The following is a 22,567-nucleotide window of genomic DNA, read 5'->3' on the forward strand; positions in this document are numbered from 1 at the left end:
TCATGATCCGCGTGGTGATCGCCGACGACCAGGCCGTGGTGCGCGCGGGAATCGCCGCCATGGTCGGCGCGGAACCCGACATGAGCGTGGTCGGCCAAGCCGGCGACAGTGACACGGCCGTGGCCCTCGCCGCCTCGCTCCGCCCCGACGTCGTGCTCATGGACGTCCGCATGCCCGGCGCCGGCGGGCTCGCCGCCACCGCGAGGATCACCGCAGACGTCCCCTCGACCCGCGTGGTCGTCCTGACGACGTTCGATCTCGATGAGTATGTGTTCGCCGCGCTGCGCGCGGGCGCGGCGGGCTTCCTGCTGAAGGACGCCGACCCCGAGCGCGTGATCGACGCGGTGCGGTTGGCCGCGCGCGGCGACGCGCTGCTCGATCCGGCGGTGACCGGGCGGCTGATCGGCCGCTTCGCCGACGGCCCCGGCCCGGCCGAGGCCGAACGGCTCGCGGCGCTGACCCCCCGTGAGACGGAGGTGCTCCGCCAGGTGGCGCGCGGCCTGTCCAACGCGGAGGTGGCCGCCGAACTCGGCATCGGCCCGGCGACGGTGAAGGACCACGTCGCGGCGGTGCTGGGGAAACTCGCCGTCCGCGACCGGGTCCAGGCGACGATCTTCGCCTACGAGAGCGGCCTCATCCGTCCCGGCATCCGCTGACGCATGCCGGCGCCGTCGTCCGACCGCCATCTCAAGGCCGCCCTCCCGCCGTACGGCGGGGTGCCGCCCCGCCGTACGGCGGGATGTAGCTTCCTGGAACTGGGTCTGAGGTACCGGGATCGGGGCGTTCGGCGCTTCTAGCGTGACCTGTATGTCACGTACCCTCCTGCGCCGGCTATCCGGCGGACTCCTGCTCTCCGCCACCGTTGTGGCGGCCCCACTGGCGGGTGCCGCCGTTTTCCTCGGCCTCGCCGCCCTCACCGCCGACATCGCGGTGCTCGCGGCCGCCGGACTGCTGGCCGTGGCCGCTGCCGGTGCCCTGCTCGGCCTCCCGGCGTTCGCCCTGCTCAGGGTGCGCCGCAGGCGACGAGCCGCGCTGCTCGTGGGCACCGGTCTCGCGGTCGCCGTGGCCGTGGCCGCCTCGATCACCGTCTTCCGGCCCCTGACCGTCCCCCCGACCGCCGCGCCTCCCGCCGACGTCCGGTTCTGGACCCTGCCGACCGGTTCCCGGATCGCCTACGTCCACACGCCGGCCACCGGCCGGCCCAGGCCGACGCCGGTGGTGTTCCTCCACGGAGGCCCCGGCACTCCCGGTGAGGGGGTACCGCTGGCAGGCGACGCGCTCGCCGCGGACGGCTTCGACGTGTACGCCTACGACCAGGTCGGCGCCGGCCGTTCCACGCGGCTGTCGGACGTCACCGGGTACACGGTGGCGCGCCACGTCGCCGACCTGGACGCGATCCGCGGCGCCATCGGCGCAGACAAGATCATCATCGTCGGGCAGTCCTGGGGCGGCTCCCTTGCCGCCCAGTACCTCGCGGCTCATCCCGATCACGTCGCCAAAGTGGTCTTCACCTCACCGGGTGCTCTGTGGCCGCCCGCCCTGCCCGACGGCGACGCCGACCCCTGGACCCGGCTCACCCCGTCGCAGAAGAGACGCTACGACGAATTGACATCGTCCCCGCGGCTGCTTGCCGCGGCCCTCCTGCTGAGCGTCAACCCCAACGCCGCCCACGCCCTGCTCGGCGATCGCGAGGCCGACGAGCGCTTTCACGAACTGGGCCTCGTGGTGAAGGACGCCTCCTCCTGCCCCGACGCGCCGCACAGGACACCCCATGGGAACCGGCAGGGCTTCTACGTCAACCAGATCACCAGCCAGGACTTCCGCCAGGTGCCGGATCCCCGCCCCGCATTGCGGCGCCTCCGGATCCCGGCACTGATCATGCGCGGCGAGTGCGACTACGTGAAATGGGCGGCGACCTACGACTACCGCCGGACGCTTCCCGCCTCGACACTCGTCATGGTCAAAGGCGCCGGGCACGCCATCGCCGGCGACCGGCCGGCCACGTACACCGATCTCCTCCGCGCCTTCCTTCTCGACCGCCGTCTCCCACTGCCCGCCTACACCTCGGCGAGCCCACCTCACTAGGCAGCGTGAGGGCGGTTGGACTAACCGTTCGTTGGTGTGGGCGTATGCCGGGGCACGGCCCGACTACTCCTGGCAGGCAGGCTCCAGCCCGATCTCCGAGGGTGCGGTGGCCCGTCCTCAGCCGATCGTCAGTCGGTACGAGCCCCGTGCGCAGCCGGTGACCCGCCAGCCGCCGTCGGTCCGCCGCACTTCGATGCGGTCGATGCCGGTGCCCCGGGGAGCGGGACGGGCCTCCCCCGGTACCCAGACGTCCAGGGTGCAGCCGCTCGCGGACGCCTTCCCGGTGAGCGTGAACTCCCGCGGCCCCGCGGCCTTCTCCCCCGGGACGCCGCCGGGAATCGACCGCAGCGAAGTGATGACACCGGGGGCCGCGCGCGGGTAGGCGCGGGAGAGTTCCTGGACGGCCACCGCGTCGCGGGGCAGGTGGCGTCCCGTCGCGCAGTCGACGTTGTTGAGGCCGTTCCCGGTCGCCGCGATGCCGTTCTGCGGGTCGCCGCACGCCTGCTTCCACACCCAGAACGCACCGCCGATCGCATTGGCGTCCTCCTGGCGGGCGTAGCGGCGCAGCCTCTCGGCCACCGAGCCCTCCTCGCCCCAGAATCCCCACTCACCGCTCCAGACCGGCAGGTCGCGGGCGGCCCGCCGGGCGAGCACGAAGCCGTGCTCGACGGACGTCATCACGGGGAGGCCGAGCGAGGCGTCCATGGTGATCGACTCGCCGTACAGGTGGGGCGCGAAGACGACGTCGGGGTCGGTCCGATGGGAGCCGCGAGGGATCGCGTCGAACCCAGTGCCGGACCAGAAGATGCTCGGCTCGACGAACAGGATGTGCGGGCGGGCCTCCGCGGCGCGAACCTCCCGCAGGACGCGGTCGTAGAAGCGGCCGAGCAGCAGCGTCGAGGTCAGCGGCGCCTGCTCGCCGAAGCCCGGCTCGTTGAGCGGGTCGAACCCGGCGACCGCGGGGTCTGTGCCGAAGCGCCCGGCGAGCATGCCCCACACCTTCACCAGGCGGTCCTGGACGCCGTCGCGGTCGTAGTAGAAGTTGGTGAACGCGCGGTCCCCTTCGGGGGAGATGTCGCGTCCGGTGAACTGGCAGCGGGGTGCTCCGTCGCCCTTCGTGGCCCATGCGGGCGCGCCGTCGTAGCCGTCCATCGGTGACGTGCCGAGTGGGCAGGACGCGCCGTCCGGGGTGGGCGCGTTGCTCCAGCCGTCCTGGTGGACGTCGAGCACCGTGTACAGCCCATGTCGTTTCGCCCAGGCCACGGCCTGGTCGATCTGCCGCAGGTAGCCCTCGTCGTACCGGCCGGGGCCCGGTTCGATCCGTGACCAGGACACCCCCAGCCGCACCACGTTCAGGCCGAGCTCCGCCATCTGCGCGAAGTCGTCCTCGGTGAGCGGCACCGTGGCCGGCACGTGGGGGCGCGGCGCGTAGAAGTCCACCAGTTGGTTGACGTTCACCCCTCGCAGGAGAACCTGCCGTCCTTCTGCGTCGACGATGCGGGGCCGTGCCCCCCGGACGACCCGCAGCGGCGACAGTTCCGTTCCCCGGTCGGCAGCGACGGGCTCGGCGGCCGCGGGTACGCGGGCGGCCGGCGCGGACTCCGGCCCGGCGAAGGCCGCGGCCACCGCCACCACGGCCACGACGATCACGGTGAGCAGCGCCGTCGAGGGGACGGCCCGCCGCACCGGCCGGCCGAGCGTGCCGCGGGTGGCGAGAAGGGCGAGCAGCCCGGGCACCCAGCCGACGGCGATGCCGAGGGACGCCCCCTCGCCGAGCCTGACCCACAGCGCGGCGGGCGTCTGAAGGGGAGCCCCCGGACCGTCCATGATCACGAGCCCGGCGGCCTGGACGGCACCGAGGACGATGCCCGCCCACATCGCGGCCAGCCAGCCGCCGAGGAAGGCCCCGGCGGCCGTGCGGGACCTGCGCGCGAAGGTGCGCTGGGTACGGGCGAGCGCGAGGAAGAGCACCGCCAGCCCGGCGAGGAGGCCGGCCGCTCCTCCCCGCGGGGACACGGACGGCAGCCCGTCCGGCAGGTCCTGCGACCAGTGCGACGCCGCCCACGGCGCAGTAGCCGCGACCAGCAGGACGGCGATGGCGGCGATCGGCCAGTGCGCGCGGTGGGCGGGGTCGCCGTCCGCACGCTCCCCCGTCCGCACGGGGAGGGTGACCGCAGCGGGGACCAGGGCGTACAGGGCCGCCTTCGGGACGGTGAAGCTCGTCGCCCACAGCAGGTCGGCGACATTCAGCTCGGGGGCGGTCGCCGCCAGCGACATGACGGCCTTCGCGAATACGGCGGCCAGCACGAACCCCGCCCACACCGTCGCGAACCGCGCCCGCCGCCGCAGATGGCCGAAGCACACCGCGACCCACGCGGTGCCCAGCAGGAGGAGGGGAACGTAGATCACCAGGGGAACGGCCTGCCACCGCGTGGCGGGCATCACCCGTCCAGGCATCCCGAGCAGAGCGAAGAACCCGACCGGGTCTATCAGCGCCCCGGCGAGGAGCAACGCCACGACAGCCCCGATGACCGCCGGTACAAACCACCGTGCACCCATGCAGCCTCCTTAGAGTGAGAGGCAAAATACATGAAATGCCTTCACGTTCACCAGCCGACCGACATCACCTATGTGCGTACCTGGGAAACGGGCCGCTGGCGCGGCTTCATCGGTCTGCTGTTCTTCATGCCGCTGCTCGGACGGCGCTGTCGAACGAGCGAGAGCAGCTCGGCGCGAAGCGATCAAGGCGGCTCCCACCCCGCAGCCGACCCGACCCGACCCGACGCACGGTCCGGCCGCGCCACGCGGCGAAGGCGGTTGGCGATGCTCAACGATCGCGGCGTCCCTCCCGCCGCTCGCTGTAGAGCCGGCCGACCACGGATCCGAGGTGGACGACGACCCCGGCGGCGACCAGCCACGACATGATGACCATGACGACGCCGATCGATCCGTAGGTCTGCTCGTTGGCGATGATCTCGTCGGAGAAGAAGAGGGACGAGAACACTCCCAGACCGACCCAGCAGACCCCGGTGGCCAGCGCGGAAGGGAACAGAGACCGCCGGTCGGCGGCGCCTCCGAGCAAAGTCCTCATCGTCCACCACCAGAACAGCGCCGCCAGCGCCAGCCCGGTCAGCCCTTGGAGGACCGGGCCCCCGAGCGCGCCGGAGACCCGTCCGAGCATGCTCTGGACGACCGCATAACCGAGCAGCCCGGCGAGCCAGAGGAGTTGCGCCAGCGCATCCCGCGCGCCGCGGCTCCGCACGTCGAACACCCGCTGGTACCAGCCCTGCAACGTCCCGGCGACCGCCATCGCGCCGAGTACCAGCAGGCATGCGCCGACCGCGGTGAACGAACCTGCGGCCGGGGCGGCTTCGAAGAGGTTCTCGACGGCGCGCGCCGCATGCTCGTTCAGCCCCAGCCAGCGGACGATCACGGTCGCGGTGTCCTGGCCGACCGCCGTGGTGATCACGATGAGGAACGGGAAGAAGCACAGCATCGCCAGGGCGGCGAGCTGGAAGGAGTGGCCGAAGAAGTCGACCGCTGTCAACCGGGACCACAGCGGACTCTTCCTGATCTCCGCCAGGCGCTGGATGCCGTCCGTATGCCCCAGGCGCACGAGGGCGTTCCGTACGTGCCCCGTACGGCGATCGCCGGGACCGTTGGGAGCTGTCCCGTTCGACTCTCTGTGACACAAAAGGCGGTCCGTGAAATCGGCCTGTCGTCCGACCGGCGGCGGCTCACCGGGCTTCCCGCCGGGCGGATCGGCTTCGGCGGAGCGGCACTCTGCCCGTGGAGGCGGATTTGCCCTGGTAGACGGCACCTCCGGTACTCCAGCTTACGCACCGGCGTGCGCGGCACCGAAATCTCATCCGCAGAAGGATGGATCGCGCGCTTTCTGGCGAGGCGAGCCTTTTCGCGCAGGGCCAACGGTCGGCGGGCAGGATCGGGGACGGCCCACTCCAAGTGCCGGGTGCGCGGCAGGAGCGGGACCTCGATCAGCGACCCGAGGACGGCCGAGTCCCCACCGACTCAATGTGTCGCCATCGGCCACGCCTTGCCGAGGTGGGAGAGCGACCACAGGTGTGCGCTCAGCGCGGATAGGCAAGCCGGAGCACTCATACTCGTGGGCCAGCACTTGACCGTCGGCGAAGACCCCGTGGCATGGGACGAGACGGGACGGGCACGGGTCCTCGATGCGCTACCTGCGGGATCGGTCGACATGACGTCTGAGCGGGATGGCTGGTTGGCGGATCGTCCCAGCTCGGCCATATCCCACCATCACCGCCTATTACCGGCGGATCGTCGCTACAACTGGTGCCTCAACCAGCAACGGGGAGGCGCACATGAAGAAGGTCCTCGCGACGGCGGCGGCCGCGGTCACCGCACTCGGGGTCATGGCGGCGCCGGCGGAGGCGGCGTCGGCGGTGCAGATCTACCGGGTGTACTTCGACTCGCCGGGCAAGGACACCCGGTCGAACACGTCGCTGAACGCCGAATGGGTGCAGCTGTTCAACACCTCCAAGACGTCCCGGCAGCTGAAGGGCATGAAGCTCCGGGACCGGACCGGCTACACCTACACCTTCGGGTCGTTCACGCTGAAGGGCCGCAAGTCGGTGTACGTCCACACCGGGAAGGGCTCGAACACGGCCACGCACCGGTACTGGGGCCGCAAGTCGTACGTGTGGAACAACACCGGTGACACCGCCTACCTGCTGTACTCCAACGGCAAGCGGGCCGACTCGTGCTCCTGGACCAGCAAGGGGTCCTCGAAGTACTGCTGACCGGCAAGGGGATGAGGGGCCCGTGGCATATCGCGGGCCCCTCGGCATTCACTGCAACAGTGCCGCCAGGTCGAGCCCCCTGGCGGCGACGAGGCCACCCGCCGCGCCAGCTGTCGGGAGGCCGGCACCGCGACATCGTCCGCAAGACACGCAAGAGCATCCGTCTCGGCGCTACGCATGCTCTGGCCCGCGGCGCAGGCGGCTCACATGCCCAACGGCGCGTTGCGTCCCGTCCCCCGAACGGCCAGTCCGTCAGCGCCCGGCGCTCCCGCGGCTCGCTGACCTTGGGAGTGACCACCCCCACCACTGGCTAGGGGGACGCGGACCAGGCCGTGGGCACCTGCTGCGCGCCGGCCACCTGCTAGGCCGGCGTCGGGGGCGGGCGGCGCGGGCTGGGGCGGTTCAGCGGAGGGCGCCAGTGATGATCCATAGATGGCCGAAGGGGTCGCGGATGCGGCCTGAGCGCTTCCCGTAGGGCCTGTTCTCGATGGGCACGACCACTTCGGCGCCGTGGGCGACCATGCGTTCGCCGATCGCGTCCGGATCGTCGACCTCGATCTCGAGCAGGACTGCGGAGCCGCCGAGATCTTCCGGCGAAAGCCATCCCCATGCGGACACCGCCGGGGAGAGCTGGAAGGACGAGTCACCGATGCGGTGATCGATCATGGTGGGCCGGCCGTCGTCACCGAGCGGGGCGCGGAAGAGCTGTTCGGCGCCGAGAGCGTCCTGGTAAAACGCCGAAGCGCGGTCTGGGTCGGGCACGATGAGACGCGGAGAGAAGGCGATTTTTGATGCCATGTGTGCATGGTGGGGCGGGATGGCCTGCGGAGTCTTGGACGTTTGGGAGATGGAAGACGTCGGCTACCGCCCGAACGGGCTGCCCGCCGCCTGCCGCGCACCTGAGGGGCCCCACCCCGGTCGCGCGGCGTCGACGGCACTCTGCCGCTGCGCGTTGGGCGTGGCGGACCTGGTGACGCGCTGCAGGCGTACGCGCTGATCCGGCAGATAGGGAATGTTGACGCACGCTGTGCCGCCTTGCCGGACGGTGTCCTGGGCGCGCGGCCCGGATAATCGGGCCATCCGGCGACCGCGTTCAAGGGCACGGCTGACACCACCTGGCCCACCGTCGGCTCGATCGCCGCCTCCAGCCGCCGGGCCGTGATCGGCCGCGTCCGCGCCAACCGCTCCCCTGCCCGCAGCAGCGTCGGCCGCAGGACGGGCACCTTAACGTCCCAGCTCGCGCTGCCGGCCGGTATAAATGATCATTTACCCGGCCGACTGATGGAGTTCCGTTGCTGACCGACTTCTTGCGGGACCAGTGCTTCACGACCGCCTGGTTCGGCCTGATGGCCTTCGCGTGGTTCGGGTGGTCGCAGGAGAACCCGCCTCGCCCCTGGCGGATCTGGCTGGGCGCTGGAGCGGTGCTGGGCATTGGGCTCGCCGTGGTGTTCGGGATGCTGACGGCCGCGAACTGGGACGAGCAGACCGCACTGGAGGGTCGGTACCCCTGGTTCGGTGCCCTGGTCGCCACCGAGGTCGTCGCGGCGGGCACCGGCTGCCTGCGTCTGGCCAGGCGTGCACCGCGGTGGATGGCGTGGTGGGTGGCGGTCGTCGTCGCGGCGCACTTCCTGCCACTGGCGCTGCTGCTGGAAGACGCCGGAGTGGCGGTCGTCGGCGTCGTCCAACTCATCGCCCTCGGATCGGTGGCGCCGCACCTGCACCGCACCACCGCGCCGACCAGCCGATCGGCCGGCCCCATCATGGGCGGAAGCCTGCTGCTGAGCGCCGCGATCAGCGCGGCCCTCTCAGCCGCGAACTGATAACAAGTCCTCTGATGTCGCCTGGACGGCGGGCCATAAGGCGGCGGGCCCCTGACTGTCGGCCTACGCGTATACCGGATATTTCATAGGTACACCAACGACTGCGGGTGCGCTCGCCGAAATCGCCACTGTGGAACGCTGCACCCGCAGACCAAGGACTACCTGACCCGCCGCACTCACGAAGGCAAGACCCGCCGCGAAGCGATCCGCTGCCTCAAGCGTTACCTCGCCCGCAAGATCTACCGCGCTCTCGAGAGCGGCCCCCACCCGCCACTCACACCGCTTGACAAACATGGAAGCATCACACGATCGCCGTCTCGCGTCACGATGCCACGCCCTCTGACCAGGTCAAACTCATACACCACCTCCGCGAAGGCCAGGACATGGCCGCAGGTGCCATGCCCCCTACGATGATCCGATGAGCCAGGCCGCCCTGAAGCCGTACTGGAATACCAACGTCGCGCGTCACCCCGGCATCCTGCGTGCCGTCCCAGAGGGGTGCAGCGATGCGCTGGACGTTGGTTGTGGGGACGGTCTGCTCGCGCGCAAGCTGACCGGGCGGGCAAAACGCGTCACCGGCATCGACAGTTCGCCAAGGATGATCGCCCGCGCTCGCGAACTCGCCGCTGGCGACCCGGATCTCACGTTCATCGAGGGCGACTTCCTCACCGTCGATCTCCCGGTCGAGGGCTACGACTTCATCTGCTCGGTGTCCACGATCCATCACATGGACTTTGAGGCGGCCCTGACCCGCATGCGCGAGTTGCTGCGTCCCGGTGGCACGCTGGTGGTGGTCGGCCTGGCCCGTGAGAGGACTCCGGCGGAATGGGCAGCGATGATCGCGGCCGCCCCGGTCGTACGGATCACCAAGGTGCTGCGCCGTGCGCACGGCCCGGAGGGGATGCCGGTCACCGACCCACAGATGAGCTACGGGCAGGTGCGAGCCGCAGCGCGGCGGCTGCTGCCCGGCGTGCGCTATCGCCGTCACGTGCTCCGCCGATACTCGCTGACCTGGGAAACACCCGACCGCTACACCAGGGTTGTTTAGCCATGGCGATCAGGTGAGTGGACGGGCCCGCTGGTGTGGGCGTATGCCGGTGGCATGGCCGTAGGTCTGCACCATCGCTGCGGGCCATGCCGTTGCACGAAATCCACGGCTCGGGCGACGGCGTCGCGGAAATCCTCCAGGTGGCCGCCGGTGATTCGCATGGACAGTTGAGGCCATCCGGCTCATCCGAGTTTGCCTCCGTGTCCGCTCGGTGTTCGCTCGTCGGTCGCGCCCCGCCCCCAGGCATGCCCCATCTCTCGCTCTCCGGCGGATTGTGTCGGGTCGCCCCGCCACCTGAATCGCTGTCTCGATCCGTGGCGTGAGGAGTTGGGTGAACGGGTTGAGGACGTCGGTAAACCCTTCGACACCAGACGCGGTGATCGGGGATGCTTCGCGTGATGGCCAGAATCGATGACACACCGTCCGCGTGGGACGAGCGCACCCAGCTCACCACGTTTCTCGACTACGCACGTGACACCGCACGCGCCAAATGCGAGGGCGTCTCCGCGGAGAACGCGCGTAAGTCGCTCCTTCCGGGCTCACCGCTGATGACCATGAGCGGGGTGATCAACCACCTCCGCTGGGTCGAGTACTACTGGTTCCAGGTGGTCTTCCTCGGCGAGGAAGACCAGGGTCCCTGGACCGACGAGGACCCCGACCGCGAGATGCGCATCGCCGTGGACTTCCCGCTCACGCAGTTGCTCGACGAATACGCCCGGCAGAGCGCCCGCCACCGCGAACTGGTCGCCGGGACCAGCCTGGACGAGCGCGCACGACGAGCCGTCCGCAACGGCCTCTACGTCGACTTGCGCTGGATCCTCCTCCACCTCACCGAGGAGACGGCCCGCCACAACGGCCATCTGGACATCATGCGCGAGATGCTCGACGGCACGACCGGCGACTAGTGTTCCGAATTGTCAGCGCCGCTGGGGGACCATGCGCACCGCACGCTCATGAAGCTCAAGAGGCTAGGGGACGGACGTGCCATGATTCGATCCTCTCCAGGAAATCGGGCTCCATCTGCCCCGGCGCGGTTCACCCAGGGGATCTACTGGGTGCGTTGGGGTTTGGCGGTCAAAATGCGGGCCGCTTTATGGCGGGAGGCTGGGTCTTGGTGAGAAGCTGAGCGCGATGCCCGGTATGGACGAGGAACTGGCTCGCGACGACAACGGCGACACGTTGACCGCATTCGCCCGGACCGCTGAACAAGCCCGCCCCGCCGACGCCCCGCTCACGGCCGCGTTCGTAGTGCTGTGGCACGACGAGCGGCTGCTGCTGGTGTTCAACCGCCACCGGCAGTGCTGGGAACTGCCCGGCGGGATGATCGACCCGGGCGAGACGCCGCGCCGGGCGGCCGTCCGGGAACTGCATGAGGAGAGCGGCATCCTCCTCGAAGCCCTGGCCTTCGCCGGATGGGCCCGCTTCAGGCTCGGCCCCGAGCAGCGCACCGAATACGCCGCGCTCTACACCGGCGCGGCCGCACCCGGCGACGACGACCACTTCACGCCCAACGACGAGATCGGCGCGATCCGCTGGTGGGACGGGACCAGCCCGCTCCCCGGCCGCCTCAACCCGATCGACGCCCACCTAGGCCGCCTCGCCCGGCGCCTCAGATCACCGCAGCCGGACATCAGCTGAGCCGGCCGGTCTCGAACGCATCACGCAGGGAGCCGGGGCCATGAACACGGTCTTCGACCGGAGCCGGTCGGTGTAGGTCTGGGAGCGGTGGCTCCCCGTTCGGCTCCCGGAAGAGCCTGAAGATCGGAAAAAGTCCCGGAATGATCTCCGAGACCTAGCCTGACCTGCTGAAACGGGGTGGGCGATACCGGGTTCGCACCAGTGGCCTCTTGGGTGTGAACACGACCGATACTGCACCGGCCCGGGCGCTTCCGGCATCAGCGCAGGTCAGGAAGGCAACTTGAGCGCGCCCGAGAGCAGCACCTCAAGGAAGATCAAGTCCGGGCGATCTCCCACGATCGACACCCGTTCCTCTTGGTCGCCGCGCGCTCATTTCGATCCCTTTCGCTTGTTGCGCAGCGCCGAGCCCTTGTGCACGGCCTTCTTGCCGCTCTTCTCGCTGCGCACGGCGTACTGCGGCTCCTCGGGCGAAGCCGCCACGGTGCGGCCGGCCTCCTCCCGGCGGTCGGTGATCTTCTTCTCCACCCGTCCCTCCGCCGTGGAGCCGTGGCTGCGCCACGTGACCTCGTCACCGACGTCGGGATCGTCGTCACGCTTCCTGTTCATGCGGCTGGCCGTACCCGCCCTCTTGACGAGCAGTCCCGATCGCGGCGATGCGTCGCCCCAGGCCACGGCAAAATTCGGTCACCGTGCGCTTGTACGCGCCGGAGGTCGGGTAGGCAGCGTCCGACCGAGGGGCGAGGTGGTGCATCGCCCGTTCGACGCGGCGGCTACGTGATCACCCCTGGGCCGGACGGGTGGAGATCGTCGAGGTCGACGGAACCTACGGACGGCAATGGAGGAGACTGTGCGCCGCGAACCGTTCTCGAGCGCCGCTCGGCCAGAGCGCGGCGGCTCGCCGCGGTCGCGTTGATGGCGGTGACCGGCCCGGTCGTCGTGGTGGGCGCGGGCCTGTCCGGCCTGTCCGCGGCGATCCATCTGGCGGCACGGGGACGTGAGGTGGTGGTGGTCGAGGCCCGGGACGGGCCGGGCGGCTGCTGCGGCTCGGCGAGCCTCGGGCCCTACCGGTTCGACACCGGCCCTTCCGTGCTGACCATGCCGGACGTCCTCGCCGACACGCTCGGCGCCGCCGGTGAGGACATCGAGGACTCGCTGCCGCTCCGCCGTCTGGACCCGTTCTACCGGATGACCTTCCACGACGGCTCGCACCTGGACGTAGTGGCCGGTGAGCAGGAGATGGCCGACAACGTACGGGCCCTGTGCGGACCGCATGAGGCCGCTCGATACGTGCGGTTCCGGCGGCGGCTCGGCGCGATGTTCGACGCGGAGTGGTCGTCGTTCATCGACGCGGACATGACCCGGCTGCGCGCCATGGCCCGTCCCGCCGCGCTGCTGAAGCTGGCGGCGGCAGGGGGATTCCGCCGCATGGACAGGTTCGTGTCCGCGCAGCTGACCGACGAGCGGCTCGTCAGGGCGCACACCTTCCAGGCGCTGTACGTCGGGTTGGCCCCGGACAAGGCACTGGCCATCTACTCCGCCGTTTCCCATATGGACACCGTCGGCGGCGTCTACTTCCCGGTCGAAGGCGGTATGCGCGCCATCCCGGAAGCCCTGGCCTGTGCGGCGGGGAAGGCCGGCGCCCATCTCAGGTTCGGTGCACGCGCGGAGCGCGTCGAGACCGGTCCGTCCGGGGTGTCGGCGGTCCGCCTCGACACCGGGGAGCGCATCACCACCGGCCACGCCGTGATCGCCTGCGATCTCGTGCGCGCCCATACCGGCCTGCTCCCGGAGGCGGCGGGCGACTGGCGGCTGCGGCGGCCGCGCTACTCACCGTCCTGCCTGGTCATGCACTTCGGTCTCGACCACCGGCCGCCGGGTCGGGCCCACCACACGCTGCATTTCGGCCGGGAGTGGGAGGCGACGTTCACCGCGCTGGCGTCCGGACGTCCGCAGGCCGACCCGAGCCTGCTGGTCACCTGCCCCAGCGGCGACGCCACCGCAGCACCTGACGGGCATGCGACGCTGAGCGTGCTGGAGCCCGCTCCCAACCTGGCCTCCGGAGCGGATTGGGAGCATCTCACGCCGAGGCTGGAGCGGCGGATGCTGAGCCGCCTCGCCGATCTGGGCTACGGCGACCTGTCCGCGGCACCGAGGGTCACCTTCGATCCACCGGCCTGGGCACGCCTCGGCCACTCGGCCGGCACTCCGTTCGCCCTGGACCACCGCTTCCGGCAGACGGCGTGGCTGCGGCCCTCGGGCCGCAGCCGCCGCGTTCCCGGCCTGCATTTCGCCGGGATGTACACCGCTCCAGGGGTGGGCATTCCACCTGCCCTGATCTCCGGAAGGCTGGCCGCCGCGCGGATACTGGAGGGCTGCCGGTGACGGAGCCGCGCCCGGGACGTCCCGCACGGGAGAGCAGCCGGACGACGGACTCAACAGCGGCCCCGGTCGCGCAGCGGGTCGCGTCCGTCCCAGGTGCCCTGGCTGCCGTAGGGCGCGAAGCGTGCGAACAGTTCTTCGCCGTACCAGTCCTCGGCGCGGACTCGCGCGATGACGTGACGGTGCGCGCCTTCCCCGTAGGCGAAGCGGGCGATGGCCGCCTCGTCCTCCCACAGCGAGAACGTCGCCTGACGCGCCAGCGGCCACTCCCCCACCCCGATCGAGGCGAAGCAGCCGTCCGCGCGCCGCAGCGCCCGGTCCACGTCGGCGATCGACCGGTAGAACGCCACCAGCCGGGCCGGACGGATCGAGGCCCTGGTCAGGACGGCGACCGGGCCGGGCCCGCGCGGGGCGGCGCCCCGCGGTCGGACCGCCGGCGCCCCGAACGGGTCGCGGCCGCCCCAGCGGCCGCGCGAGGCCAGGGGCGCCAAGCGCACGTGCCACGTCTCCTCGGCCTCCGCGCGCCAGCGCGCGGCGATCGCCGAGCGCTCCAGGAATCCGTCCAGTGCCGGCGCGCCGTCCCAGACCGCGAACAGGGCCCAGCGGCGCAGATCGGCCCCCAGACTCATGGACCGGCCTCGGCCGGTGCCCAGCAACCGCCAGAACCGCAGGCCGCGTGCGGCGCGCAGTTCCGGCCGGTCGAACGCGATGTGCCTCATGGCGTCCACACCCGCGTACCTGATGAGGTGAAACGAGGCGATGACACCGCTTCCCGAGGCGTCCCCGCACGGGACGCCCCCCACTCTGAGATCTCTGCTCGTGCCCGTCATCGGCGGCTACCTGCTCGGCTCGGTGCCGGTCGCGGTCCTCGTCGGGCGCGCGCACGGGTTCGACCCGCGCTCGGTCGGCGACCGCAACCCCGGCTTCTGGAACGTGATGCAACGTGTGGGCGGGCAGTCGGCCGCGCCCGTGTTCGTCGGCGACCTGCTGAAGGGCACGGCGGCCGGCCTGCTGGGGCGCGCGGCCGGCGGAGGCCGGGCGGGCCGCCTCGGGACCGTCACCGGGCCCGGGGTCCTGCCGGTGTACGCGGCGGTGGGCGCCGCGATGGCGGGCCACGCCTGGCCGCTGTTCGCCGGGCGGAAGGGCGGGCGCTGCGTCCTGACCTTCGCCGGCGGTTTCGCGGTCATCTGCCCGCCCGCCTTCGGGCTCGGTCTCGGGCTGCTCGCCGCCACGGGCGTCGGCGGGCGCTCGTTCGCCCTCGGTGCCCGCGTCGCGGTGTTCTCGCTCCCCGCGCTGCAACTGCTGTTCGCTCCGGCGAAGCAGGTGGCCGGCACCGGGGCGCTGATGTCCCTCATCGGACTGCGCTTCGGCCAGGCCGCGCTCGCAGGCCGCGCGGCCCGGCGGGGCCCGGGTCGCCGGGGCGGGCGGCGGGCCCGGCGGGACTGACCGCGTCGCGTCCGTAGGTCCGCCCGCGCCAGGCGCGCCGGGGGCGCGCTGCGGACAGCGCCAGCCGCAGCGCGGCGACCGGGTCCAGCAGCGGTGAGAGCGCCAGGCCGATGCCCGGTTCCCGGTAGCTGCCGCGAAGGGCGGCGGTCAGCAGGAGCCGCTGCCCGAGCAGAGCCAGGTCGAGCCGTGTCGGACGTCCCCCGGCCAGCCGCAGGACCGGCAGCGCCGCCGTCAGCCACACCACCGCCAGGTCACCGGCGAGGCGGACGGGCGCGGTGACGTCCCGCAACGCGATCGAGCGCCCCCACTCCCGCCACACGCCGGCGGCGGAGCCGTGCATGTCGACCTCCAGGAGCGCACCCGCATCGACGAACGCGACGCTCCAGCCGTCCCGGGCGAGCGACCGGCCCAGCGCGGCATCGTCGGTGAGGTGCCGGCGGACGCGGGCGAACGCGTCCGCCCTCACCATCGGCGCCTTGCGGAAGGCCATGCACTGGCCGTTGACCAGGAGGCGGTGCGGCGACTTCGCCTCCGGGCCGAGCGGACCGAACCGGTACACCAGCGTGCTCAGCAACGCGGCGTGCAGCGCCTGCTCGACGGCGCCGCCGGTGATGAACCGGGGACCGGCACTGACCAGATCCCAGGTGTCCAGCAGCTCGGCGAGCCTCGCGCACAACCCGGCCTTGGGACGAGTGTCGGCGTCCAGCAGCACCACCACGGGCCCCGCCGCCGCCTGCACACCCTGGTGCAGCGCCCACTGCTTGCCCACCCACCCGGCCGGCGGCGGAGCGCCCCGGACGACGGTCGCGCCCGCCCGGGCGGCCCGCCGAGCGGTGCCATCAGTGGACCCGTCGTCCACCACGATGACTTCCCGAACCGCCGGATCCGCCAGCAGCGGCGCGAGGCACCCCCCGATCCGCTCCTCCTCGTCCCGGGCGGGGATCACCACCGAGATCGGTTCCGCCGGGACGCCGCCGGAGGGGGTCAGCGGCGGCGGGCGGCGCCGGCCCCGCGCCAGCCGGGCCGCCACCACCAGCGCCGCCACCGACTGGACGGCGGTCAGCGCCCTCACCGCCGGACTCCCGCACGACCGGCCCCCGCCGCGCCGGGGGCGGCGAAGTCACGCTCCAGCAGGGACGCGACGATGCGGCCTCCCATCGCGACCATCGGCAGCCCGCCGCCCGGGTGCGTCGACCCGCCCACCAGGTACAGGCCGCGCCGGGGCCCGCGGTTGCCCGGCCTGCGCAGCGGCGCGGTCCGGCCCCCGTACGCGGTGCCGTAGATCGCACCGCCCGGCGCGCCGTACCGGTCGCGCAGATCCGCGGGGGTGAAGAACTCCACGAACCGCAGCCGCCCCGCCAGGTCGTGCCCGCGCCGCGCCAGCCGCTCCAGCACCAGCTCCCCGTAGGACTCCGGCGCCATCGGCCATCGCCCGGGATCACCGGCCGGGACGTTGACCAGCATCACCTGGTTCTCCGCCCCGGGCGGCGCCTGGGACGGGTCGTCCACCGCCGAGCAGCCGATGTAGACGGTCGGGTCCCGCGGCGGCTCGCGGCGGCGGAAGATGTCGTCGAACTCGCGGCGGTAGTCGGCCGAGAACAACACCGAATGGTGCGGCAGCCCGTCAGTCCGTCCCTCGACGGCAGCCAGGATCAGAAGCGCCGACGAGGACGGCCCCAGCCGGGCCATTCGGCGCATCCTCCCCCGGTCGGGGAGCAGCCGGCCGTACAGCGCGGCGGCGTCGGCGTTGACCACGACCGCGTCCGCCTCCCCCCGCTCACCGGACGCCAGGACCACGCCCTTGACCGACTCGCCGTCCGCCAGGATCCGGGTGACCTCACTGCCGGTGCGGACGTCCGCCCCTGCCGCTGCCAGCAGCTCCGCCAGATCGCCGGCGAGCCGGGCGAGGCCGCCCGGCACGTACCATCCGCCGTCCCCGTGCTCGATCGCCGGGACGCAGCCCAGCGCGGCCGGGGCCCGGTACGGGTTAGACCCGGCGTAGGTGGCGTAGCGCCCGACGTACTGCTGCAACCTCCGGTCGGTGAAGAAGCGCCGCGCCAGGCCGTGCAGTGTTCTTCCAGGGGCGACCGCCAGCAGGTCTCCGAGCCGGGCCCCGTCCGGGGGACGTCCCACTGGGCCGGCGAAGAACGTGCGCTCGGACGCCGCAAGGCAGCCCTTGGCCCAGCCGTGGAAGGCTCGCCAGGCGGCGCCCTGACCGGTGGCGAGCCGGTCCACCTCGTCGGCCATCCGGGCGGGGTCGCGGAAGGCGCGCAGGCATGCGCCATCGGCGAAGCGGTACCGGCAGAGTTCGTCCAGCCGGACGAACTCGCGGTCGACGCCCAGTTCCCTGAACAGGCCCGGCAGGGTGAGCAGCGACGGGCCGAGCGAGAACGTGAAGCCGTCCCGCCGGCGCTCGGCGAGCTTGCCGCCCAGCCGCCCCAGCTTCTCGTGCAGCCGGACCTGATGGCCGCCGCGCGCCAGCAGCAGGGCGGCGACCATCCCGCCGACCCCGCCGCCGACCACGATCACCTCCGCCATCCGCGCCTCCAGGCCGCCCTTCCCGCGCACCGCGGGCTCCGCACCGGCCGGCGCCGGAACGCCGCCACCGCGGCCGGAACCGCGAACATCCCCATCGCCGACCCGCCGGCGAGCGCGACGAGCCGGTCGGGCGGATCGAACACCGCCGCGAACCCCAAGGTCTCCATGCCCGCCATCACCCCGTACAGCGCCACCAGCCATCCGGGGGCGTCGCGCTCCCACCCCGCGATGGGCTCCAGCACGCCCATCAGCAGCGCCGACACGGCGAGCCACCCGGCGTAGTTGCTGACCGGCACGCCCCGGTACGCCCCGCCGTCCGCCCATCTCCACAGGTCCTGGCGCAGCATCTGCGGATCCAGGAACAGATCCCAGGCCGTCAGCGCGGCGGCTCCCACCGCGATGCGCGTGCACGTCCGCTCAGCCGGGACGAGCGTGGCCGCGACCGCGTGCGACGCCGCGCCCATGCCCGCCCACGCCACCGCGACCGCCACCGGGACACCGCCCACCTGCGGACGCAGTACCGGCGTATAGGTGTACCTCCCGAACGGGACGCCCGTTCGCACACCGGCCCACTCCGCCGCGTAACCGATCGCCGCCGCCGCGCCCGCGGCCCCGGCGGCACGCCGAGGCCCCCGCTGCGACGCCACGAAGCACGCGGCTCCCGCGGCCATCAGGCCGACCACCGGACCGGTCAGCCGCACGGGGTCCACGCTCAGCCCCGACGCCACCTGTGCCGCGACCATCCCCGCCAGGCAGCCGACGCCCGCGATCACCGGACCGGTCGAGCCTCGTCCGCCCCGCACGGGCCTCGCGGCCGGAACACCACGCATGGATCCCCACTTCTCCGTCGGGACTCGCCCGACGGTCGGCGCGCTCATGACGACCTCGCCGTCCTCACGCCGCGGCCGCTCACCGGCGGCGCTCCGGCGGCGAGGTCGGACGCCACCACGCACGCCCGCGCGATCGCGGCGGCGCGCGAAGAGCCGTGCGCGACGACGACCGTCCCGTTCAGCCCGAGCAGCGCCGCGCCGCCGTGAGTGTCGGCGGTGTACAGCCGCGCGACCTCGGCCAGCCGCTCCGGCGGCGCGATGCCGGCGCGTGCGACCAGTTCGAAGGTGGTGCGGACGCAGCCCTCGATGTTCTTCAGCACGACGTTGCCGGTGAAACCGTCCGTCACGACGACGTCGACGAACCCGGCGAGCACGTCGTGGCCCTCGACGTTGCCGTGGAACCGGACGGGCAGCTCCGCCAGCAGGCCGGCGGCCTCGCGGACGAGCCGGTTGCCCTTGCCCGGCTCGGTGCCGATGGACAGCAACCCGGCCGACGGGTCGGCCACACCGAGGACGGCTCGCGCGTACGACGCGCCCAGCAGCGCGAACCGCGCCAACATCTCCGGCGTCGGGTCGGTGGTCCCCCCGGCGTCGATCAGCACTGTCGAACCGGTGAGCGTCGGCAACGCCACCGCCAGCGCCGGACGCACCACGCCCTCCCCTCTGCCGAACGCGCGGACCGCGCACGTCACCACCGCACCGCTTGATCCGGCCGAGACGAACGGGCCGCCCGTTCGACGCGCCAGCTCGCATCCGGCCATCAGGCTGGACGTTCGCTGGGCGACCGCTCCCGCACCGCGCTCGGCCATGGGCACGACGCCGTCCGCGTGCACCACGCCGACCTCGCCCAGGCCGCCGTGCCGCCGGAGTTCGCGGTGCAGCTCTTCGGCCCGGCCCACGAGGGTCACCGGCACTCCGTGCTCGCGGCACGCCGACAGTGCTCCGGGCACCGTCTCGGCGGGCCCGTGGTCGCCGCCCATCGCGTCCAGCACCACGGGGGGCGCCCCGCCCGCTCGTTCCCCGGCCATGTCAGGCCGCTCCGGACGGTACGCGGCGCTCGGCGCGGCCGGCGGCGGACGCGGCCAGCAGGTGCCGTGCGAAGATCATCGCTCGCCGGCGGCGCGGTACCCGCGCACGCGCCGCCAGCACGTCATGGCCCGCCTCGGCGATCTGCCGCAGGATGCCGCCGTACAGCTCGCACGCCGCCCGGATGCACGGGCGGGACGACGGCACGAGCAACTCCACACCGTCGAGGGCACGGCGGTAGTGGGCGCGAGCGCGGACCGCCTCGAAGGCCACCAGGTCGCGCAGGGCACGGCCGCTCGAAGCGGCCACGAGGTCCGCCTCGGTGACCCCGAACTCGGCGAGGTCCTCCTTCGGCAGGTAGATCCGGCCGCGGGCCAGGTCCTCGGCGACGTCCCGGAGGAAGTTCGTCAGCTGGAAGGCCCGCCCAAGTTCGCGGGCGGGCTCCCGGGCGGCCCGCTCGGCGCCCGGCACCGTCTCCAGGACGGGAAGCATCATCAGGCCGATGGCGGCCGCCGAGCCCTCCATGTACGTCAGCAGGTCCTGATAGGTGCCGTACCGGGTGACGGTCAGGTCGGTGCGCATCGACCGCAGGAACGCGTCTATATCGGCCCGCTCGACGGCGAACGAGCGCACGGTGTGCGCGAAGGCGGGCAGGACCGGATCCCGGACCGGCTCACCGGCCAGGCAGCCGTCCAGCCTGGCGCTCACCGCGTCGAGCGCCGCGACCCGGCCGGCCGATGCGGTGGTCCCGCACTCGTCGACGATGTCGTCGACGTGGCGGGCGAAACCGTAGAGAGCGTGCACGTGCCTGCGCTTCCACGCGGGCAGCAGCAGAGTGGCGAGGTAGAAGGAGCGCCCGTGGCGGGCGTTGAGGCGGCGGCAGTACTCGTAGCTCGCGGTCAGCGTCATCGACTGGCCTCTGTTCTCCCTCGTCGCCGGTTCGGTCCGTCCATCGGCGCACGACCGTCGATCGGCTGAGAACCTCCGGACGACCACCAGGTGACGCGTTACGGCGACCTCTCCCCTTCCCGTCGGCCGCGTCCTACCCGGCGGCGTGGCGCACAAGCGAGTGTTCAACGGATCTTTGCCCGCCGAGCGCGCGCTGACGGCGGCCCGTCTCGATCAGCCGCATGAGCTGGTCGATGGTGTGTGGTCGGTGAGGTTGGGCAGGGACCGTCTCAGGTCAGACCAGACGCCCTCGACGGGGTTGAGTGAACTAACGCGCCGTCGGCGCGTAGGGAATGGCGGTGTGGAGCGATGCCGATCCGCTCCGTCGCGGCTGCGACCGCGCCTGCCATCCCGCCGGCCCGTGGCACCCGATCTCGGGCAGCGCCGCCGTCATGCCGATCCCTTCCGCGCCTGGGCGCTGTCTGGCGATGAACCGCGTGGTCGTCCTGGTGACGAACGTCGGCGAGAGCCGGCCGACGCGCCACGCGAGCCGCGCGCGGCGCGGCTCCACGACCATCGCCTCGTTCGCCTCGACGGCGGCCAGGACCCGCCGGGCGAGCACGTCCGCGTCGAGCGGGCGCTTGATCCCCTGCCCGTCGAGGTAGAAGTCGCGACCGCGGTAGGGGCCGATCTCGCCCTTGTCGAGGATCGGGGTGTCCACGGCCGCAGGGCAGACGACGGTGACGCCGACGCCGTGCGCGGCGGCCTCGGTCCGCAGCGCGAGGGACAGCCCGACGACGGCGTGCTTGGTGGCGACGTACGACGTCATCAGGCCCGCGGCCATGAGACCGCCCATCGAGGCCGTGTTGACGATGTGCCCGCCGCGCTGGCGGACCATCCGCGGATACGCCGCGTGCACCCCATGCACGACGCCACGGATGTTGACGTCGATGATCGAGTTCCACTGGTCCAGCGTCAGGTCCTCCGTGTCGCCGAAGTAGGTGATCCCCGCGTTGTTGAACATCAGGTCGATCCGTCCGTGCGCCTCCACGACCTCGTCGACGACCTGCCGCACCTGGGCCGCCTGCGTCACGTCGACGGCCGCCGCACGCGCCGATCCCGGTCCGGCGAGGCCGGCGACGGTCTTCTCCGCGGCGCCCAGGTCGAGGTCCGTGCACACCACGTCGGCGCCCGCACCGACGAGTGCCGCGGTGAGCGAGGCTCCGATGCCCGAGCCGCCGCCCGTGACGATCGCGGATCTGCTCGCGAGGCTCATGCGAACGCCTTCTCCACGAGCCCGGCGAGATCCGGGTAGCGCATCAGGTGGGCACCGCCGTTGATGTCCAGGGTCTCGCCGGTGACCCACGCCGCGTCGTCCGACAGCAGGTAGCGCACGGATGCGGCGATCTCCTCCGGGCTTCCCGGTCGGCCGAGCGGCGTGTTGGCGACGTACTCGTCCGTGACCCCGGGGATGTCCATCGCCGGCGCCGTCAGCGGCGTGACGACCAGTCCGGGCGCCACCGCGTTGACGCGCACGCGGCGCGGCGCGAGCTCGAGCGCGGCGACCTCCGTGAGCGCCACGAGGCCGGCCTTCGCGGCGCAGTAGGCGGCCAGGCCGGTGCCGGGCTGGCGGGCGTTGAGGGAGGTCAGCGACACCAGTGCGCCGCCGTCGGCGACCCGGAGTCCGGCGTGCTTGAGCACGAGGAACGCGCCGGTGAGGCAGACGTCGACGATCCGGCGCCACTCCGCGGCGTCGTGGTCGACGACTCGCGAGAGCGTGCTCGTGCCGGCGCAGTTGACCGCGCCGTGGAAGCGCCCGTGCTCGGCGACGACTCCCTCGAAGAGCGCCTCCACTCCTCCCTCGTCGGTCACGTCGACCTCGACGTCGGCGGCCGTGCCGGGGAGGTCGGCGACCACCACGACGTCGCCCCGCGACCGCAGCAGCGCGGCCGTCGCCGCTCCGAGGCCGGACCCGCCCCCGACCACCACGACCGTGCGCTGCTCACTCATCCGCCACCGTCCTGACGCCCGTCGGTATTTGTTGACACATGTCAATTCGCAGTCTTAACGTGACGGGCGCCACGCCAG

At 72.3% G+C, this 22,567-nt stretch carries 21 protein-coding genes; 9 read left to right on the forward strand and 12 right to left on the reverse strand.

Annotated features, from left to right (window positions below; all coding sequences use genetic code 11):
• The first annotated feature begins 2 nt into the window (after positions 1–2).
• Entirely contained in the window at positions 3–656 is a 654-nt protein-coding gene (locus tag ACGFI1_RS24500) for a response regulator (protein ID WP_392736412.1), read from the forward strand.
• 151 nt (positions 657–807) lie between these two features.
• Positions 808–2,085 (forward strand): alpha/beta hydrolase, encoded by a 1,278-nt coding sequence (locus ACGFI1_RS24505; RefSeq protein ID WP_392788158.1) that lies wholly within the window; start codon positions 808–810, stop codon positions 2,083–2,085.
• Positions 2,086–2,202: 117 nt separating this feature from the next.
• Here ACGFI1_RS24505 and ACGFI1_RS24510 read toward each other — a convergent pair whose 3' ends face one another.
• Positions 2,203–4,644 carry a glycoside hydrolase family 5 protein gene (locus tag ACGFI1_RS24510; RefSeq protein WP_392788161.1) on the reverse strand — a complete coding sequence of 814 codons (2,442 nt, stop codon included), beginning with the start codon at positions 4,642–4,644 and terminating at the stop codon, positions 2,203–2,205.
• 268 nt (positions 4,645–4,912) lie between these two features.
• Positions 4,913–5,701 (reverse strand): YhjD/YihY/BrkB family envelope integrity protein, encoded by a 789-nt coding sequence (locus ACGFI1_RS24515; RefSeq protein ID WP_392788164.1) that lies wholly within the window; start codon positions 5,699–5,701, stop codon positions 4,913–4,915.
• A 727-nt stretch (positions 5,702–6,428) separates the two neighbouring features.
• Here ACGFI1_RS24515 and ACGFI1_RS24520 point away from each other — a divergent pair.
• Positions 6,429–6,866, forward strand: coding sequence for a lamin tail domain-containing protein (locus ACGFI1_RS24520; protein WP_386873058.1), 438 nt, complete (start codon positions 6,429–6,431; stop codon positions 6,864–6,866).
• 402 nt (positions 6,867–7,268) lie between these two features.
• Here the strand turns inward: ACGFI1_RS24520 and ACGFI1_RS24525 are convergent, their stop codons facing one another.
• On the reverse strand, positions 7,269–7,664 hold the full coding sequence (locus ACGFI1_RS24525; RefSeq protein ID WP_392788168.1) for a VOC family protein: 396 nt from the start codon (positions 7,662–7,664) through the stop codon (positions 7,269–7,271).
• A 494-nt stretch (positions 7,665–8,158) separates the two neighbouring features.
• On the opposite strand from ACGFI1_RS24525, the gene ACGFI1_RS24530 reads away from it, so the two are divergent.
• The 4 genes from ACGFI1_RS24530 (at position 8,159) to ACGFI1_RS24545 (ending at position 11,372) form a co-directional block, all read left to right on the forward strand.
• Positions 8,159–8,686 carry a hypothetical protein gene (locus ACGFI1_RS24530; RefSeq protein ID WP_392743606.1) on the forward strand — a complete coding sequence of 176 codons (528 nt, stop codon included), beginning with the start codon at positions 8,159–8,161 and terminating at the stop codon, positions 8,684–8,686.
• Between the two features lie 418 nt (positions 8,687–9,104).
• Positions 9,105–9,734, forward strand: coding sequence for a class I SAM-dependent methyltransferase (locus ACGFI1_RS24535; RefSeq protein WP_387076841.1), 630 nt, complete (start codon positions 9,105–9,107; stop codon positions 9,732–9,734).
• A gap of 398 nt (positions 9,735–10,132) precedes the next feature.
• Positions 10,133–10,639, forward strand: coding sequence for a DinB family protein (locus ACGFI1_RS24540; RefSeq protein WP_392743517.1), 507 nt, complete (start codon positions 10,133–10,135; stop codon positions 10,637–10,639).
• A 226-nt stretch (positions 10,640–10,865) separates the two neighbouring features.
• Positions 10,866–11,372 carry an NUDIX hydrolase gene (locus ACGFI1_RS24545; RefSeq protein WP_392788171.1) on the forward strand — a complete coding sequence of 169 codons (507 nt, stop codon included), beginning with the start codon at positions 10,866–10,868 and terminating at the stop codon, positions 11,370–11,372.
• A gap of 369 nt (positions 11,373–11,741) precedes the next feature.
• Here ACGFI1_RS24545 and ACGFI1_RS24550 read toward each other — a convergent pair whose 3' ends face one another.
• Positions 11,742–11,978, reverse strand: a complete 237-nt coding sequence (locus tag ACGFI1_RS24550) for a hypervirulence associated TUDOR domain-containing protein (RefSeq protein WP_386873050.1) — start codon at positions 11,976–11,978, stop codon at positions 11,742–11,744.
• 306 nt (positions 11,979–12,284) lie between these two features.
• On the opposite strand from ACGFI1_RS24550, the gene ACGFI1_RS24555 reads away from it, so the two are divergent.
• Positions 12,285–13,754, forward strand: coding sequence for a phytoene desaturase family protein (locus ACGFI1_RS24555; protein ID WP_392788174.1), 1,470 nt, complete (start codon positions 12,285–12,287; stop codon positions 13,752–13,754).
• Positions 13,755–13,804: 50 nt separating this feature from the next.
• Here the strand turns inward: ACGFI1_RS24555 and ACGFI1_RS24560 are convergent, their stop codons facing one another.
• The gene (locus tag ACGFI1_RS24560; protein WP_392788177.1) at positions 13,805–14,470 is read right to left on the reverse strand and encodes a spheroidene monooxygenase; all 666 of its coding nucleotides are present in this window, start codon (positions 14,468–14,470) and stop codon (positions 13,805–13,807) included.
• Between the two features lie 40 nt (positions 14,471–14,510).
• Here ACGFI1_RS24560 and ACGFI1_RS24565 point away from each other — a divergent pair, with 40 nt between their 5' ends.
• Positions 14,511–15,197: a glycerol-3-phosphate acyltransferase gene (locus ACGFI1_RS24565; RefSeq protein WP_392788179.1), complete on the forward strand. Its 687-nt coding sequence runs from the start codon at positions 14,511–14,513 to the stop codon at positions 15,195–15,197.
• Here ACGFI1_RS24565 and ACGFI1_RS24570 read toward each other — a convergent pair.
• From ACGFI1_RS24570 to ACGFI1_RS24600, 7 genes are all read right to left on the reverse strand, one after another.
• Positions 15,103–16,269, reverse strand: a complete 1,167-nt coding sequence (locus tag ACGFI1_RS24570) for a glycosyltransferase (RefSeq protein ID WP_392788182.1) — start codon at positions 16,267–16,269, stop codon at positions 15,103–15,105. The genes ACGFI1_RS24565 and ACGFI1_RS24570 overlap by 95 nt on opposite strands.
• Positions 16,266–17,765 (reverse strand): phytoene desaturase family protein, encoded by a 1,500-nt coding sequence (locus tag ACGFI1_RS24575; RefSeq protein ID WP_392788184.1) that lies wholly within the window; start codon positions 17,763–17,765, stop codon positions 16,266–16,268. The genes ACGFI1_RS24570 and ACGFI1_RS24575 overlap by 4 nt, the downstream gene beginning before the upstream one ends.
• The gene (locus tag ACGFI1_RS24580; protein WP_392788188.1) at positions 17,723–18,565 is read right to left on the reverse strand and encodes a carotenoid biosynthesis protein; all 843 of its coding nucleotides are present in this window, start codon (positions 18,563–18,565) and stop codon (positions 17,723–17,725) included. The genes ACGFI1_RS24575 and ACGFI1_RS24580 overlap by 43 nt, the downstream gene beginning before the upstream one ends.
• Positions 18,566–18,609: 44 nt before the next feature.
• Entirely contained in the window at positions 18,610–19,593 is a 984-nt protein-coding gene (locus ACGFI1_RS24585; protein ID WP_392788191.1) for a phosphate acyltransferase, read from the reverse strand.
• 1 nt (position 19,594) lies between these two features.
• A complete protein-coding gene (locus ACGFI1_RS24590; RefSeq protein WP_386873038.1) occupies positions 19,595–20,500 on the reverse strand; it encodes a phytoene/squalene synthase family protein in 906 nt (301 codons plus the stop codon).
• Between the two features lie 307 nt (positions 20,501–20,807).
• The gene (locus ACGFI1_RS24595) at positions 20,808–21,755 is read right to left on the reverse strand and encodes an SDR family NAD(P)-dependent oxidoreductase (protein ID WP_392788194.1); all 948 of its coding nucleotides are present in this window, start codon (positions 21,753–21,755) and stop codon (positions 20,808–20,810) included.
• The gene (locus ACGFI1_RS24600) at positions 21,752–22,489 is read right to left on the reverse strand and encodes an SDR family oxidoreductase (protein WP_386873036.1); all 738 of its coding nucleotides are present in this window, start codon (positions 22,487–22,489) and stop codon (positions 21,752–21,754) included. Before ACGFI1_RS24600 ends, ACGFI1_RS24595 begins: the two co-directional genes overlap by 4 nt.
• Between the last annotated feature and the right edge of the window lie 78 nt (positions 22,490–22,567).

Origin of the sequence: Actinomadura geliboluensis (assembly GCF_043197915.1) — a bacterium.
Taxonomy (GTDB): Bacteria; Actinomycetota; Actinomycetes; order Streptosporangiales; family Streptosporangiaceae; genus Spirillospora; species Spirillospora geliboluensis.

Excerpts from the sequence above, each read along its gene's own strand:
- ACGFI1_RS24565 (WP_392788179.1), top strand. The coding sequence starts at position 14,511 with ATGACACCGCTTCCCGAGGCGTCCCCGCACGGGACGCCCCCCACTCTG.
- ACGFI1_RS24595 (WP_392788194.1), bottom strand. The coding sequence starts at position 21,755 with ATGAGCCTCGCGAGCAGATCCGCGATCGTCACGGGCGGCGGCTCGGGC.
- ACGFI1_RS24510 (WP_392788161.1), bottom strand. The coding sequence starts at position 4,644 with ATGGGTGCACGGTGGTTTGTACCGGCGGTCATCGGGGCTGTCGTGGCG.
- ACGFI1_RS24600 (WP_386873036.1), bottom strand. The coding sequence starts at position 22,489 with ATGAGTGAGCAGCGCACGGTCGTGGTGGTCGGGGGCGGGTCCGGCCTC.
- ACGFI1_RS24580 (WP_392788188.1), bottom strand. The coding sequence starts at position 18,565 with ATGCGTGGTGTTCCGGCCGCGAGGCCCGTGCGGGGCGGACGAGGCTCG.
- ACGFI1_RS24560 (WP_392788177.1), bottom strand. The coding sequence starts at position 14,470 with ATGAGGCACATCGCGTTCGACCGGCCGGAACTGCGCGCCGCACGCGGC.
- ACGFI1_RS24500 (WP_392736412.1), top strand. The coding sequence starts at position 3 with ATGATCCGCGTGGTGATCGCCGACGACCAGGCCGTGGTGCGCGCGGGA.
- ACGFI1_RS24555 (WP_392788174.1), top strand. The coding sequence starts at position 12,285 with ATGGCGGTGACCGGCCCGGTCGTCGTGGTGGGCGCGGGCCTGTCCGGC.
- ACGFI1_RS24545 (WP_392788171.1), top strand. The coding sequence starts at position 10,866 with ATGCCCGGTATGGACGAGGAACTGGCTCGCGACGACAACGGCGACACG.
- ACGFI1_RS24520 (WP_386873058.1), top strand. The coding sequence starts at position 6,429 with ATGAAGAAGGTCCTCGCGACGGCGGCGGCCGCGGTCACCGCACTCGGG.
- ACGFI1_RS24525 (WP_392788168.1), bottom strand. The coding sequence starts at position 7,664 with ATGGCATCAAAAATCGCCTTCTCTCCGCGTCTCATCGTGCCCGACCCA.
- ACGFI1_RS24585 (WP_392788191.1), bottom strand. The coding sequence starts at position 19,593 with ATGGCCGGGGAACGAGCGGGCGGGGCGCCCCCCGTGGTGCTGGACGCG.
- ACGFI1_RS24590 (WP_386873038.1), bottom strand. The coding sequence starts at position 20,500 with ATGACGCTGACCGCGAGCTACGAGTACTGCCGCCGCCTCAACGCCCGC.
- ACGFI1_RS24540 (WP_392743517.1), top strand. The coding sequence starts at position 10,133 with ATGGCCAGAATCGATGACACACCGTCCGCGTGGGACGAGCGCACCCAG.
- ACGFI1_RS24505 (WP_392788158.1), top strand. The coding sequence starts at position 808 with ATGTCACGTACCCTCCTGCGCCGGCTATCCGGCGGACTCCTGCTCTCC.
- ACGFI1_RS24535 (WP_387076841.1), top strand. The coding sequence starts at position 9,105 with ATGAGCCAGGCCGCCCTGAAGCCGTACTGGAATACCAACGTCGCGCGT.
- ACGFI1_RS24550 (WP_386873050.1), bottom strand. The coding sequence starts at position 11,978 with ATGAACAGGAAGCGTGACGACGATCCCGACGTCGGTGACGAGGTCACG.